General features: G+C 58.6%; 15 protein-coding genes. 10 read left to right on the top strand and 5 right to left on the bottom strand.

From position 1 onward, the window contains the following. Both P0D84_RS37665 and P0D84_RS37660 read left to right on the top strand, forming a co-directional pair. A partial coding sequence (locus P0D84_RS37665; protein ID WP_408345873.1) for a hypothetical protein occupies positions 1 to 217 on the top strand: 217 nt, incomplete at its 5' end. 1,702 nt (positions 218 to 1,919) lie between these two features. Beyond that, complete coding sequence (locus tag P0D84_RS37660; RefSeq protein WP_408345870.1) at positions 1,920 to 3,125, top strand: DNA-binding protein; 1,206 nt, start codon at positions 1,920 to 1,922, stop codon at positions 3,123 to 3,125. Between the two features lie 86 nt (positions 3,126 to 3,211). Here the strand turns inward: P0D84_RS37660 and P0D84_RS37655 are convergent, their stop codons facing one another. From P0D84_RS37655 to P0D84_RS37645, 3 genes are all read right to left on the bottom strand, one after another. Next, a complete protein-coding gene (locus P0D84_RS37655) occupies positions 3,212 to 4,279 on the bottom strand; it encodes a tyrosine-type recombinase/integrase (protein ID WP_408345867.1) in 1,068 nt (355 codons plus the stop codon). Between the two features lie 63 nt (positions 4,280 to 4,342). Further along, positions 4,343 to 4,741 (bottom strand): DUF2471 family protein, encoded by a 399-nt coding sequence (locus tag P0D84_RS37650; protein ID WP_408345864.1) that lies wholly within the window; start codon positions 4,739 to 4,741, stop codon positions 4,343 to 4,345. 115 nt (positions 4,742 to 4,856) lie between these two features. Next, positions 4,857 to 5,483, bottom strand: coding sequence for a helix-turn-helix domain-containing protein (locus P0D84_RS37645; protein WP_408345861.1), 627 nt, complete (start codon positions 5,481 to 5,483; stop codon positions 4,857 to 4,859). Between the two features lie 169 nt (positions 5,484 to 5,652). On the opposite strand from P0D84_RS37645, the gene P0D84_RS37640 reads away from it, so the two are divergent. Continuing rightward, positions 5,653 to 6,852, top strand: coding sequence for a glycine C-acetyltransferase (locus P0D84_RS37640; protein ID WP_408345858.1), 1,200 nt, complete (start codon positions 5,653 to 5,655; stop codon positions 6,850 to 6,852). A 13-nt stretch (positions 6,853 to 6,865) separates the two neighbouring features. Further along, positions 6,866 to 7,897, top strand: a complete 1,032-nt coding sequence (gene tdh / locus P0D84_RS37635; RefSeq protein WP_408345855.1) for an L-threonine 3-dehydrogenase — start codon at positions 6,866 to 6,868, stop codon at positions 7,895 to 7,897. A gap of 93 nt (positions 7,898 to 7,990) precedes the next feature. Here the strand turns inward: tdh and P0D84_RS37630 are convergent, their stop codons facing one another. After that, positions 7,991 to 8,641 carry a YceI family protein gene (locus tag P0D84_RS37630; protein ID WP_408345852.1) on the bottom strand — a complete coding sequence of 217 codons (651 nt, stop codon included), beginning with the start codon at positions 8,639 to 8,641 and terminating at the stop codon, positions 7,991 to 7,993. Positions 8,642 to 8,749: 108 nt separating this feature from the next. Here P0D84_RS37630 and P0D84_RS37625 point away from each other — a divergent pair, with 108 nt between their 5' ends. From P0D84_RS37625 to P0D84_RS37610, 4 genes are all read left to right on the top strand, one after another. Beyond that, positions 8,750 to 9,475: a TetR/AcrR family transcriptional regulator gene (locus tag P0D84_RS37625; RefSeq protein WP_408345849.1), complete on the top strand. Its 726-nt coding sequence runs from the start codon at positions 8,750 to 8,752 to the stop codon at positions 9,473 to 9,475. Between the two features lie 13 nt (positions 9,476 to 9,488). Beyond that, entirely contained in the window at positions 9,489 to 9,968 is a 480-nt protein-coding gene (locus tag P0D84_RS37620) for a nuclear transport factor 2 family protein (protein WP_408345846.1), read from the top strand. Between the two features lie 229 nt (positions 9,969 to 10,197). Beyond that, positions 10,198 to 10,716: a hypothetical protein gene (locus P0D84_RS37615; protein WP_408345843.1), complete on the top strand. Its 519-nt coding sequence runs from the start codon at positions 10,198 to 10,200 to the stop codon at positions 10,714 to 10,716. Positions 10,717 to 11,206: 490 nt separating this feature from the next. Then, positions 11,207 to 11,551: a hypothetical protein gene (locus P0D84_RS37610; protein WP_408345840.1), complete on the top strand. Its 345-nt coding sequence runs from the start codon at positions 11,207 to 11,209 to the stop codon at positions 11,549 to 11,551. A 714-nt stretch (positions 11,552 to 12,265) separates the two neighbouring features. Here P0D84_RS37610 and P0D84_RS37605 read toward each other — a convergent pair. Continuing rightward, positions 12,266 to 13,159, bottom strand: coding sequence for a LysR family transcriptional regulator (locus P0D84_RS37605; RefSeq protein ID WP_408345837.1), 894 nt, complete (start codon positions 13,157 to 13,159; stop codon positions 12,266 to 12,268). A gap of 98 nt (positions 13,160 to 13,257) precedes the next feature. On the opposite strand from P0D84_RS37605, the gene P0D84_RS37600 reads away from it, so the two are divergent. Together P0D84_RS37600 and P0D84_RS37595 are read left to right on the top strand one after the other, a co-directional pair. Continuing rightward, positions 13,258 to 13,686, top strand: a complete 429-nt coding sequence (locus P0D84_RS37600; RefSeq protein ID WP_408345834.1) for a (R)-mandelonitrile lyase — start codon at positions 13,258 to 13,260, stop codon at positions 13,684 to 13,686. After that, positions 13,683 to 14,666 (top strand): aldo/keto reductase, encoded by a 984-nt coding sequence (locus P0D84_RS37595; RefSeq protein ID WP_408345831.1) that lies wholly within the window; start codon positions 13,683 to 13,685, stop codon positions 14,664 to 14,666. Before P0D84_RS37600 ends, P0D84_RS37595 begins: the two co-directional genes overlap by 4 nt. Positions 14,667 to 14,927: the final 261 nt, after the last annotated feature.

Below are 14,927 nucleotides of genomic sequence, written 5' to 3'. Positions count from 1 at the left end.
GCGTCTGGTCGAGGAGGGATTTGGCGAGAGCATACCGGCTGTGGTGATACGCGTCTATAGCGTGAGTCTCACCGTTCCCGGTGAAGTGAGTTTACGACGCGTGACTCACCTCGAGCCGCTCCCGAAAACCCTCACCTCAACAGTTTCGCGCCAGGTTCGGGGCATCCTTACAGGTCGCGGCCTCCCGAAATGCGGAACGTTTTCCGACTCGCAGTGAGCGCAAGCCAAGCGATCCCGAATCTTCTCACCTCAAAAAAATCTCGTTAATTTTGGCCGTGTGCATGTTGCAAGCCGGACGCACTCGCGCTACTCGGTGGGTGTGAACGCCGGTGATGTGAACGCGCCTTGGCCCATTCAGCGGATCGGGGAGGGGAGGAAAAGTGCGCACCCATCAATTGCGGCCGTACGGGCCTTCGCCACGCAGGGACGCACAGCAGCCGCTGCGCGGTTCCGTCTCAAGCAAAGGGGGCTAAACGCGGCAGACAGATTGCAGACCGACACCTCATTCGCGCGAGAGTGATCCGAACGCGCAACGTTCCCCCGAAAAAGCTCACCTTAACGCTAGCTGAGCGCTTGGAACGACGCGGCCTCCAGACCTGGAAGCCTGAAAAAGCACCGATAAATACTCCCGAAAAACCTCACCAATGAGCCCGGAAGCGGTTTGCGAGGGCCTCAAAACGGCCCCCCGAAAAACCTCACCTTTGCGCAGCGCACAAAAATAATTCAACAATTTCATTGGGTTACAGGACAGCCTCGAGCTACGCCGTGGGGAAGTCCTCCCGTATATCCTCACCTTCAACCGGTTTTCAACGAAATCCAGGCATTTTCGGGCGCAACTCGATTGGTCCCGAAAAACCTCACCTCAAGATTTCAGCAAGCCCAAAACGGGAATTGCTCTGACAGCGTCCGTAGGGCTTTTCCGGCCTATCGAAGCGATTCTGGTCCTGTATTTCCTCACCTTAGTGATCACAAGCGTCCCAAAAGACTCCCGAAAATCCTCACCTTTAGCCGAAAACAGGCAATTTGCAGAGCCGACGATCGCTCCACCCCAAGGTCTCCCGAATTTGCTCACCTTTCCTCCAAGGCGGCCCAGGAGCTCGGTAATGGGAAGAACGGAATGCCGGGCGAAATTCCACCTCAGCTCCCGCAAACCCTCACCTTAAGCGCCTGTTTGCCCAGAATTGAGGCAAAAATGACATCCAGTCCCCGAAAAGTCTCACCTTCGGTCCGCGTTTTCTCCTGTCTTGACTCACCAATGGGGTTTACGAGGCCCAAATAAGGCCAAAATTTGGGGTTCGCCTCGGTCCCGAAAGCACTCACCTTCCGGGCAGTCGTGCGTGGAACCGACTTTTGAGGGCTGCCGTGCGATCCCGGACGTTCAGGTCCCGCAAAATCTCACCTTTAGCCAAATCACACTTTTGGGGCGGCTCCTGAACCCGCTCACGTTCTGTCCCGGACCCACTCACCGAGGCCCCCGAACCTCATCACTCAACAGTCCCGCAAGATCTCACCACCTCTCCCGGAAAGCTTCACCTTACTGGGCTGAAACACCGGCCAGGCAAGGGTTTGCCGTGGCGTTAACGTTTTTAACATGGGTTCAAAGGTGTTTACTTTTATTACTCTCTAGCTTTACCCCGCGTGTCCTTCGGACAGCACCTTTCCACCCACTTCGCTCCCATGACACGTTCGTGAAACAGTGAGCGATCAGAACAAATCATTCGAAATCGCTTTATTTACAAAGGCTTATTGGCTAATCTTCGTTTTGTTTCACGGAAAAAATGCACAGGCTCGGATCCGAAGTCTTACTGGTGGCCCTAAAACAGCCCAACTAACCAAAGCGCACGTTCTCGACGCAAATATGTAGCGGACAATACGTAAATTGTTATGATTCATCCAATTCGAGCAACATCGAGGTTTACATGAATTTGGACCAGGAACGGCAAGCCATCCGCGACGAGCTTGAATCGTTGAGAGCCGGCGGAGCACGGCGGCAGGAATTGTCACTGCATGCCTGCAAGCGGCTTTTTTTTGATTTGGGCATCCGCCCGTCCATGGCGGCTGTTCGCGACCTGACCCAAACAGGCAGCGCGAGCGACATCCCGAAGGACATCGACCATTTCTGGGAACGCCTCAGAACTGTGTCGCGCGTCAAAGTCGGTGCCGGCGCTATACCCAAGGCACTCGAAGATCGCGCCGGAGAGTTGTTGAGCGCACTCTTTGAAGAAGCCATCGTGCATGCACGCTCGACTTTGGACGACGAACGCGAGGAAATTCGCGCTCAAGTCGCCGCCGCCGACCAGCGCGCGCGAGAAGCGGAAATTCGCAACAGCATGTCGGAAGAAGCGGTCAAGCGCAGCGAACTGAAAGCTGAAGCCGCGTGGGAGCGCATTCGCGCGCTCGAGATGGAGCTATCCAGCACCACCACACACGGGACCGCTCACCAGGAAAGCTTGCAGGCAACGGCCCGCCGACTCGACAGCGAAAACGAAACGCTGCGTCAACGTCTCGACACCGAACAGGCGACCAACGCAGCGCTTCGCGACCGAATCGATGCACTTCATGTTGAATTGCGCCAAAGCACCGAACACTATGCGCAGCAGATCAAGGACGCCGTGGCTGAAGCCGAGCGGCGTGTGAAGCCGATGCTGGTCGAACTCGATTCGTTGCGCAGCATGGCAGCCACCTATCAGTCGGGAGTGCGTGACGCAAGCCGCAAGGAATTCGAGTTTATTCAGCAGATCGCCGCAGCCAAGGCGCGCGGTGACCGGCTCGATGCGCAACTGCGCGAGCAATCGGACGAAGTGGATGTTTTGACGAAAGAAGTCGCCGCGCTGCGTGGCCAACAAGGCATCGACCCCGCGATTGCAAGCCTGCTGTGCTCGTTGGTCGAAGCGGGCAGGCTCACAACCGATGAGCTGACCGTGGTCGGCACCGCGGCGGATGGCCATGTCACGCTGCCGCTGCGTTGCCCAAAATGTGAGGAAGGTGAACCAGAGCTATCGCAAGTGGATCACCGCTTCGAACTGCAGTGTCCAGAATGCGATCACTCCTCAGGCCCCGGGGAATCAAGACTGGCGGCGGTTAGCCGGTTTTTATCAAGTGCTTCGATTGCTGCGTCGGCATGACCGTCGACGCAACGCAACCTTGGAGAAAACGACAAAGGTGAGGAAATTCGGGACCTCAAGGGTGAGGGTTTTCAGGGCTTGCCGGATCACCCTTTCCTCGTAAAACGCCCGTCCCGCCGGGGAGTGGGCAAGGGCGGGGCAGCTGGATCGGGTTCGTCGATAACCGGCGAATCCTGGTGGTCCATCCACTTCTGCCACGCCCGATACAAACGGTTGGCGGACACTGCCTGTACAAATCCCAGCCATTGCCCGACCAGCTCTGCCTCTACCCCGCTTTCGAATAGATCTGCTGCAAAGGTGTTGCGCAACGTCTGCGGACTGGCGCGCGAGGTACGCGAGGCGGCAATTCCCGCCGCGTCGATCAACGCGTCGACGGCGCGCAGCATGGTGGCCTTGTGCATGGGGCGCCCGGACGGCGAAGCGGGAAAGACCAGATTGCCGGCCAGTTCGGAAAGGCGCCGTTCGGCGAGCCAGGCGTCGAGAATGGCAGCCGCGAAGGGCGCGAGCCGGGTACGCCGCGTCAGCATGGGATTCGCGGACTCGATCGTGACCCACGGTGAGCCCGTATTCACGCAACTAACCGTAAGCGCCGCAGCTTCGCCCGTCTTGAGTCCACCGCCCAGAAACACAGCGATCAAAGCACGGTCGCGCCGCTCTCTCCAGCGTTGCGCCATGGACAAGGCCGGCAACGGAGAAAACAGTTGCGCAATGAGCGCGGCTCGTTCGGTATGGCTGAGAAAACCGGTCGGCTCGTTATCGCGTGCATTTCGCCACGCTGCTTCGCCATCCTGAGCAATGAAGCGGGCGGGATTGGTCGACGCCGATTCAATTTCGCGCACATGGTCCAGCACGCGTTCAATGAGCCGCAAATATCTGACGCGTTGCGGTTTTCGGATTGCAAGCCCACTCACGAATTCAGCGATGGTTTGCGTATCGACCGTGACCAGACTCTTTTGACGAACGGCAAGCCAGTCGAGGAAAAGCCCCCACTGCGCTTGATAGACTTCAGCGGACGAGCGCCTGAAGTGCTGCTTGGCAAGCCATGCGTCGAACGCGATTTGCGGATCGCGACGCCAGTCTTCGCGTTCCTGATCGAAGAGATCGGTTGATGGTGCGGGGCGCGGGACCGGGTCGGACAGATGAGGAGGTGACATACGCTATCCTTCCGTTAGTTGCGCATATTGTAGATGGCAACCGATGAAAGTACAGCGCCTAAGTTAGTCGCCCCACGCCCGCGCATGCTTTAGCGCAGCGCCTTTGGACGAAGGTTGTGCGGCGCGGCGTGCTGCCTCTTCATAGGCCGAGACGGCAAACGCGAACACCGCCGGCAACGCGGTGGAGGTGCCGAAGTCCACCGCCTCGTCCGTTTCCGGATACGGCAGGTCGGACGGCCGCTGGAACAGCCCGAGCATGATCGCGTCGTGCCGACTGGCAAATCCGAGATCCGCCAATGCTTCGGCCTCGATGGCATGCAGCAGGCGCCACGAAAGCGGCACCTGCTGGACGATGTAGCGCGCGGCGATATTGCGCACGATGTGTTCAAGATCGCGCGCCGCGGTTTGATAGCGCAGCGCGGCCAGAGCATGCTCGGCTTGTTCGGTCGTCAGGTCGTTCATCATCGGCTCCAGTCGATACCCTGTACTGTACAAATATACAGTGTTTCGTGCAACCTCGGCCGAACGGTCAATTCAGCACGATTCCGCCAACCATCAGTAACGGTGCGCCTGCCGCTCAGCCGTGAATCACCACCAGCAGCGCTTTCGCTTCGCCCTTGCCGGCGTTGCGGATTGCGTGCGGCTCGTCGGCGACGTAGCGTGCGGTGTCCGCGGCCTTGAGCCGCCTGGTTGCGCCCGCCGCCTCGATCTCGATCGATCCCTGCAACACGGTCAGATGCTCCCGCGTGCCGGGTTCATGGGCGTTCGACACCAGTGCCCCGCCCGCCTGCAGCGTCAGCTCATACCACTCGAATTTGCCGGCCAGTTCGATCGGCCCCCACACGCGCAACTGATACTTCGCCTCGTGCCCGCTCAACGTCGGAATATCGTGCGGACCGGCGACGGCAATCGCCTCCGGCGCCTTTTGCGGCGCGAACAGCGAATCGAGACTGACGCCGAGCGCGTTCGTCAAACGCCAGGCGACCGCGATCGTCGGATTGGCCTTGTCGCGTTCGATCTCCGAGAGCATGGATTTCGACACACCCGCCGCGCGCGACAGGTCGTCGAGCGTCATGCGCCGTTCGGCGCGCAGACGCTGAATCTGCTCGCCGACACGAGGCGGCGCAGCGGTTGCAGGGACCGCGCCCGTACCTGAAGTGGGTGCCGCATTGACTGCTGCGCGACGAATTCCCGAACTTGCCATTTACTGACCTATCGTTTAGAGTTGTTCGACATACCGGATTTTAGTTCGGAAAAACGAAAATATCCGATAAAACTGACAGTCGACTATAACAGGCCGTCTCGAGGTCGAACATGCCGCAAGTGGCGGGCATGTCGTCCGTGGGCGCACCACCCTTTCAGGAGTCTGGTTCATGCGTGACCTTTACCTCGCCCATCTGCGCGGCACTCTCGAGCAGATCCGCGCCGACGGTTTCTACAAGAACGAGCGCGTGATTGCCAGCCCGCAGTCCGCTGACGTGCGTCTCGCGAACGGCACGGAAGTGCTAAATTTCTGTGCGAACAACTATCTCGGTCTCGCTAACGACGAACGGCTGATCGAGGCCGCGAAGCAAGGCCTGGATCACGATGGTTTCGGCATGGCATCGGTGCGCTTCATCTGCGGCACGCAAACCGTGCACAAAGACCTCGAAAAAGCGCTCGCCGCATTCCTGCAAACGGACGACTGCATCCTTTACTCCAGCTGTTTCGATGCGAACGGCGGTCTGTTCGAAACTTTGCTCGACGAAAACGACGCCATCATCAGCGACGAACTGAACCACGCGAGCATCATCGACGGGGTGCGGCTTTCGAAGGCGAAGCGCTTTCGCTACAAGAACAACGACCTCGCCGATCTGGAAGCGAAACTGAAAGAAGCCGACGCCGCAGGCGCGCGGTTCAAGTTGATCGCAACCGACGGCGTGTTTTCGATGGACGGCATCATTGCCAACCTCGCAGGCATTTGCGATCTTGCCGACCGCTACGGCGCACTCGTGATGGTCGACGATTCGCACGCGGTCGGCTTTGTCGGTGAACACGGACGCGGCACGCCGGAACATTGCGGTGTGCTGTCGCGCGTCGACATCATTACAGGCACGCTTGGCAAAGCGCTCGGCGGCGCATCGGGCGGCTACGTCGCCGCGCGCCAGGAAGTGGTCGATTTGCTGCGCCAGCGCTCGCGTCCTTATCTGTTCTCGAACACGCTAACGCCGAGCATCGCTGCCGCCTCGCTGAAAGTACTCGACCTGCTCGCTAGCGACGAAGGCGCGCAACTGCGCGCGCGCGTGCGTGAAAACGGCGCGCATTTCCGTAGCGCGATGAGCGCGCTCGGCTTCACGCTCGTGCCTGGCGAACACCCGATTATTCCGGTCATGCTCGGCGACGCGCAACTCGCATCGAACATGGCCGACGCGTTGCTGAAGGAAGGCGTGTACGTAATCGGCTTCTCGTTCCCGGTGGTGCCCAAAGGCCGCGCGCGAATCCGCACGCAAATGAGCGCCGCGCACACGCCGGAACAAATCGACCGAGCCGTCGATGCATTCGCGCGAGTCGGCCGTCAACTCGGTGTGATCTAGAACGGAGGCGCACATGAAAGCATTGGCAAAACTCGAACGCGCACCCGGCCTCACGCTGACGGATGTGAAGAAGCCTGAAGTCGGGCACAACGACGTGATGATCCGCATTACGCGCACGGCGATTTGTGGTACCGATATCCACATCTGGAAATGGGACGACTGGGCCCAAAAAACGATCCCGGTGCCGATGCACGTCGGCCACGAATACGTGGGCGAAATTGTCGAAATGGGCCAGGAGGTGCGCGGCTTTGCGATCGGCGATCGCGTGTCGGGCGAAGGGCACATTACCTGCGGCTTCTGTCGCAACTGTCGTGCGGGACGCCGGCATCTGTGCCGCAATACAGTGGGCGTTGGCGTGAATCGTGAAGGCGCGTTCGCTGAATATCTCGTGATTCCCGCGTTCAACGCGTTCAAGATTCCGCCTGAAATCTCCGACGATCTCGCCGCGATCTTCGATCCGTTCGGCAACGCCACGCATACCGCACTGTCATTCAACCTGGTCGGCGAAGATGTGCTGATCACGGGCGCCGGCCCGATCGGCATCATGGCGGTGGCGATTGCGAAACACGTCGGCGCACGCAATGTGGTGATTACCGACGTCAATGATTATCGCCTCGAACTCGCGCGCAAGATGGGCGCCACGCGTGCCGTGAACGTCTCGCGCGAATCATTGCGCGACGTGATGTCCGATTTGCATATGGCCGAAGGCTTCGATGTCGGACTGGAAATGTCCGGTGTGCCAAGCGCCTTCACCAGCATGCTGGAAGCGATGAACCACGGGGGCAAGATTGCGCTGCTCGGCATTCCGCCCGCGCAGACCGCGATCGACTGGACCCAGGTCATCTTTAAAGGTCTTGAAATCAAGGGCATTTACGGCCGCGAGATGTTCGAGACCTGGTACAAGATGGTCGCGATGCTGCAGAGCGGTTTGGATTTGTCACCGATCCTCACGCATCATTTCAAGGTCGACGATTATCAGGAAGCGTTTGCCACGATGCTCTCCGGCGAGAGCGGCAAGGTGATTCTCGACTGGACTGCTGCTTGAGTTGAATGAGTGAAAAAGCGGCGCACTCAAGTGAAGCCGCTGAAAACAAAACGCCTCAAGCAAAGCGCCTCAAGCAAAGCGCCCGCATCGTGCTCACGCGCCTGCGGGCGTTTTAACGAACTCGGCTTGAATGCGCACATGAATATCGTCGCCGACAGCCGGGTACCACGTCGCCAAACCGAACTTCGCGCGGCTGAAATGACCGTCCGCGGAAAAGCCGAGCGTGTCTTTTTTCGTGAGCGGATCGGGTGCGAAACCGTTGAAAGTCACGTCGAGCGTGACAGGTTGCGTGACGCCGTGAATCGTCAGGTCGCCCGTCAACGTGCCACGCGACTCGCCGGTGCGCTCAAAGCGCGTGCTGGTGAAGCGCACCTCCGGATAGCGCGACACGTCCAGCATGCTCGCGCTTTTCACCATCTTGTCGAGTAGCGCCACATTCGTGTCGATGCTTGCGGCGTCGATCGTGATCGTCGCGCTGCTCTTGTCCAGACCGCCTTCGTTCCAGTCGAGTTGCCCGTGCTTGCGGTCGAAGCGCATGGTAAAGCGCGAATACTTGAAGTGATCGATGTCGAAGGTGATGCTGCAATGGTCCGGATCGAGGTCGTAGCGCCCAACTGGCACGCGCGCTTCGTTCTGGCTGACTGTGTGTGTGACTACTTGCAGAGGCGTACAGGCCATTGCCGTCAACAGCGTTGCGCTGAGCAGTGCACGTACCAGCGTTGCACGGAAAGTAGAGCGACTCATGAGATTCGTTCCAGTTGATGAATCTTCACCACGATAGCAGTAAGCGTACCAATCCGCCGAAGCGCACAAAGACTTGACGAAGGAGAATGATCGTTCTACCCTTCGCACATGGCTACTCGAAACCCACCTGAATTGGCTGCGTCAGGCAGCGCGCGTGAAAGGCTGCTCGATGCCGCGGAAGCGTTGATCTACGCCGGCGGCATCCATGCAACCGGTGTCGACGCAATCGTCAAGCAATCCGGTACCGCGCGTAAAAGTTTCTACACGCATTTCGAATCGAAAGACGCGCTGGTCGCCGCCGCGCTGGAGCGGCGCGACGAACGGTGGATGAACTGGTTTATCGCGGGCACGCTGCAGCATGGCAAGACTGCGCGCAGCCACCTGCTCGGCATGTTCAACGTGCTGCGCGAATGGTTTGCGTCGGAGGATTTTCATGGTTGCGCGTTTCTGAACGCGGCGGGTGAAATCGCCTCCGCGGAGGATCCGATCCGGATCGTCGCGCGTGAACACAAGGAACGCCTGCTTGCGTTCGTGCGAACCCGGTGCGATGAATATGCGGCCGAATCGAGCACGAACGCCCGCTGCGCCGCGCGCTTATCGCGCCAATGGCTAATTCTGCTCGATGGCGCCATCGCCGTGGCGTTGGTGAGCGGCGAGGCCGACGCCGCGCTCGACGCGCAGGCCGCCGCCGAAGCCTTGCTCGACACCGAATCCGCAAGCAAATCAAATAAGCTCGCATCCAAACCCGCACCCAGATCCGCCCACCAACTCGCCCGCAAAACCGCAAGCACATCCCCGAGCAAACGACCGCCATCCCGGCGCACCACCACCTGACTGAGGAACCACCATGGCTGACCCGATCGAAACCCGCCCGCCGCTGCCCCCGTTCACACGCGAAACCGCGATCCAGAAAGTGCGCGCCGCGGAAGACGGCTGGAACACCCGTGACCCGGAGCGCGTGTCGCTCGCCTATACGCCGGATAGTGTGTGGCGCAACCGTGCCGAATTCACGCATGGACGCGCCGAGATCGTCGGACTGCTGCGCCGCAAATGGGCCAGGGAGCTCGACTATCGCCTCATCAAGGAACTCTGGGCATTCACGGATAACCGCATCGCCGTGCGCTTTGCTTACGAATGGCACGACGACTCGAACAACTGGTTCCGTTCATATGGCAACGAAAATTGGGAGTTCGACGAGCATGGACTGATGGCGCGCCGTCATGCCAGCATCAACGATCTGCCGATCCGCGAGGCTGACCGTCTTTATCATTGGCCGCTCGGCCGCCGTCCCGACGATCATCCGGGTCTGTCCGACCTCGGTCTCTAAACTTTTCACGGACATTAAAGAAGGTGGACGCCTGCCGCGTGTTCACCGTTTCGCCATCGGTTCTCCGTTATTGTTCCGTTTTCCAGCACGCAGGACACGTCCTGTGCCCGCGTGCCCGAGCGTGTCTTCAACATTGCCTGTACGGGTTGAGGTACAGTGCGCGACGGACGGCAAGCAGGAATACCCAGAACGTGGATGACACCGGCGTTCGACCGGTGACGGAGAACACATGCATTTTCGGCAGATAAAGAAGCAGATTCGACACACAGTCGTCGCGCTTGTCGCGAGCCTGGCTGCGGCCTCCGCGGCGCACGCCGGCGACTGGTGCGAGGGCGGCGTATGGGTCGACGCCATGCTCGGCTCGTATCACATCAACCCCGACCCAAATACCCATTTCGAGCAGTTCAATCCTGGCCTTGGCGTCGAATGCTGGCTCAACAATCAATGGGCGGTGACTGCCGGCGGCTTTCGCAACTCACTGCGACGGCCCTCGTACTATGGCGGCGGCGTCTGGGCGCCTGAGTTCGCGCATTGGGGCATCGTCCGGATCGCGGCGATCGGCGGGATCATCTCGGGGTATAACTACGGCAACTGGGGTCTGGGTCGCAACCACACGATCGGACCGGTCGTCGCGCCGATCGTCATGGTCGAATACAAGCGCGTAGGGGCTAATTTCATTGTGATTCCGCCGATCCCCTCGGACGATCTTCCATTCACGATCGGCTTTCAGTTGAAGGTGAAGTTCTGATCCGGCTCTCGGTTATCAAAAAAGTCGCGACCTACGAAAAGCCATGTATTTTTGGCAATGAAGTTGCGACTTGCCTTGCTGCCTGGCCATGTGACTCAAAAAATAGCCAATTTCGCCCATCCGTTTACCTGGTTTACCGAACGACAGTTGCGACTTTCATTTTCCGGCGGGACGTCCCGCCATTCGCTTGAGTCGGAGCACTCAACTCGAATATATCTAACGTTGGCCATGACAGCCCGTCACACGTTTCACAATTTGCCTAGCTGCAGTACAGAACATTGAGATTGAGCATTGGTACTCAGGCGAGAGGTAAATCGGTGCGCTGGCCGGCCGCAACTGTCGAGGGCTATGTTCTATGACAGTGACGCCGAATTCACTCACCAAAAGCATCCGGAATTCGGTCAGAGCAAGCCGAGAGGTCCGAACATCCGCCAGGTTTGCCGTTCGCAATCTCTCGGGCGTGTGGGGACGCCGGCTAATCGCAGAAGCGGTGTTTGCATCCGATACGTATCTCCTGAATTTGCTCACCGTAAGCATGAGTGAACGCTATGGTCCATCGCATCGCACGGTCCGAGTGAAAGACGGCCCCTTGGAACGGCTTACCATCCGCATGGGAAGACTTTGGGCGAATGCTCGTCACCGTCGCATCGATCGAGGTTTCCTGCAACCGATAATCGCATGCATGAGTGAGCGTTGTGAGCGGTTGCCGCTCACCGTCACATTAGATGAAGATCTCCTGGAACTGCTCACCGTCCGCATGGGTGAACGCTGGCATTGGACCCGTTCACCGCTGGATCCGATGGGGACCTCCTGGAATAGCTCACCGATCGTTTGAGCGAAGGCCAGATTTTGAGGCGTTCAGCGTTTGTATCCGCAGTGATCTCCTGGAACTGCTCACCGTCCGCATGCGTGAACGCTGACATCGGACCCGTTCACCGCTGGATCCGATGGGGACCTCCTGGAATAGCTCACCGATCGCTTGAGCGAAGGCCAGATTTTGAGGTGGTTCAGCGTTTGTATCCGCCGTGAACTCCTGGAACTGCTCACCGTACGCTTGGATGAACACTGACATCGGACGCCGTTCACCGCTGGATCCGATGTGGACCTCCTGGAATAGCTCACCGATCGTTTGAGCGAAGGCCAGATTTTAAGGCGTTCAGCGTTTGTATCCGTAGTGATCTCCTGGAACTGCTCACCGTCCGCATGGGTGAACGCTGACATCGGACGCCGTTCACCGCTGGATCCGATGAGGACCTCCTGGAATAGCTCACCGATCGTTTGAGCGAAGGCCAGATTTTGAGCTGTTCAGCGTTTGTATCCGCAGTGGTCTCCTGGAACTGCTCACCGTCCGCATGGATGAACGCTGGCATCGGATGCGGTTCACCGCTATATATGATGAGGACCTCCTGGAATAGCTCACCGATCGTTTGAGCGAAGGCCAGATTTTGAGGTGGTTCAGCGTTTGTATCCGCAGTGATCTCCTGGAACTGCTCACCGTCCGCATGGGTGCCATCATTGTGGCGCGACAACTTGAATATTGGGTGCTGGGCTATGTCCAGTTGCGTAACGCATCAGCTAGAACAGTGAAAGCGGGAGTGGGCTGACGACGGCTTGGGTAGTACAGATGAAATCCTGGGAACGACGGACACCACTCCGGCAACACTCGCGTCAACGTCCCTTTTTCGATATGCGATAGGACTCGTTCTTCCGGAACAAACGCGAGACCTACGCCGGCGAGCGCTGCCTTAACCGCCATCGTTGCCGTGTTGAAAACGAGTTGTCCTTCAACGCGAACTTTGAGAGCACGCCCAGCCTTTTCAAATTCCCACGCATAGAGGCCTCCGGCCGTCGGCAACCGGATGTTGACGCAGTTGTGCGTCGTCAGGTCTTGCGGCGTCTTTGGTTTGCTATGCTTTTTGAAGTACGCGGGCGTCCCGACGACCGCCATCCGCATGTCAGGGCCGATGCGAACAGCTACCATATCTTTTGCGACCTGCTCGCCAAGACGCACGCCAGCATCGAGGCGTTGCGCGACGATGTCTGTTAGACCATTGTCGACGACGATTTCTATGACGATGTCGGGGTAGTCAGGCAGAAGACGTTCAATGGCCGGCCAAAGCACTACTTCAGCGGCGTGCTCCCCAGCCGCGATGCGCACCGTGCCCGCTGGCTTATCTCGCAGTGCGGTGAGAGCGGCCAGTTCCGCCTCAACCTCTTCAAGTCTTGGCCCTACCGCTTGAATCAGGCGCTCGCCCGCCTCCGTCGGTGAGACACGGCGCGTCGTCCGAGTGAGGAGACGAAGTCCGAGCCTCGCTTCCAGATTCCGGACAGTCTGGCTCAACGCGGATTGAGAGACACCAAGTTTCGCCGCAGCTTTGGTAAAGCTACCCTCGCGAGCGATTGTGAGGAAAGCGGTGATGTCTGATAGGTCCGAGCGAGCCATTCATTAGCCTGTCTTATAACTTCATCCCGATTTTAGCTCTTAATTACATGCCGGAGCGCTGTTAGATTGCGGAATGGTCAATTAATGCAAGGGCGCTCATGGACATCAAGAAATGCGGCTCACAGCCTTCTCAACGGGGGCCTGATGGCTACTTCACTGGAACGGTACGAATCGACGCGCCGTTCGCCGGGACACCGCCTTCGCGCGTGGGAGGCGCGACCGTTACCTTCGAACCTGGCGCCCGCACGGCCTGGCATACCCACCCCCTCGGACAGACTCTGCTTGTGACATCCGGCATCGGCTGGGTCCAACGTGAAGGCGGCGAAACCGAGGAAATCCGGCCGGGGGACATAGTATGGATAGCTCCCGGGGAAAGGCACTGGCATGGCGCAACCCCCACCACCGCAATGACTCATATCGCTATCGCCGAATCGCTGGATGGCAGTCCGGTGGAATGGATGGAGAAGGTTACGGATGCGCAATACGACGACGAGTCCTTCGCAAAAACACGAGGTTCATTGCAATGAAAAAACGCATTCTCGGAAAGAGTGGGCTGGAAGTGTCGGCCCTTGGTCTCGGGTGCATGGGCTTGAGCTACGGCTACGGTCCTGCCACCGAAAAGCAGGCCGCCATTAAGCTGATTCGCAGTGCATTCGAGCGCGGCGTCACCTTCTTCGATACCGCCGAGGCTTACGCGCATGGAGTGAACGAAGAGCTGTTGGGAGAAGCGCTCGAGCCGTTCCGTGACCAGGTTGTCGTTGCGACCAAGTTCGGGTTTGAAGGCGGTGACGTTCAAAAAGGGGTCAACAGCAAGCCGGACAATATTCGTGCGGTTGCAGATGCCGCGCTTAAGCGGCTTCGCACGGATCGTATCGACCTCCTGTATCAGCATCGCGTCGACCCTGACGTGCCTGTCGAGGATGTCGCCGGCACGGTTAAAGAACTGATTGGGCAAGGCAAGGTACGGCACTTCGGGATGTCGGAGGCAGGAGTGCAGTCGATTCGCCGCGCGCATGCGGTGCAACCAGTGGCGGCGCTCCAAAGCGAGTATTCGCTGTGGTGGCTAGAACCCGAGAAGGAAATCCTGCCGCTCCTTGAAGAGCTTGGCATTGGCTTTGTTCCGTTTAGCCCGCTTGGCAAGGGCTTTCTGACTGGCGCAATCAGTGAGTCGACGAGCTTTGACAAGACGGATTTTCGAAACATCGTGCCTCGTTTCTCAGAGGATAACCGGAAGGCCAACCAGGCATTGGTAGATGTGCTCGGACAACTCGCCTCCGGAAAAAGCGCGACGCCAGCGCAGATTGCTCTTGCCTGGCTTCTCGCACAGAAGCCATGGATTGTGCCGATACCCGGGACGACCAAGCTGCAAAGGCTCGAAGAAAACATCGGTGCAGCTTCCATCGAGCTGAGCCCAGACGATGTGCGCAAAATCAACGAAGCCGTCGCAAATGTAACAGTCCAAGGGGACCGTTATCCCGCTCATTTGCAAGCCCGTGTTGACCGCTGATATTCAAGGAACGCAATTGTGCGTTTAGGTCGGGTCGATTTGCTGCATGTGCATTTCGGCCATCCGTTCCCCGTGGACGGTCAGTCGGGAGAATTCATCATTCATCGCCACCAGCTCATATGGCAGTATTAGATTGACGCTAGCGGCGGCGCGCTAGCCCGTTGGGAAAATTTTTCTTTGGAGGGTGAACAAGGATGTGCCAGTCACCGAGGAGCAGATTCGAACGTTCGCTTTTTATCTTTGGGAAAGGACGGAAGTCCC

The sequence above is a fragment of the Paraburkholderia sp. RL17-337-BIB-A genome, from assembly GCF_046025895.1.
Taxonomy (GTDB): Bacteria; Pseudomonadota; Gammaproteobacteria; order Burkholderiales; family Burkholderiaceae; genus Paraburkholderia; species Paraburkholderia fungorum_C.
The sequence above is the reverse complement of the archived record's forward strand: the minus strand, read 5'-3'. Positions and strand labels throughout refer to the sequence as shown.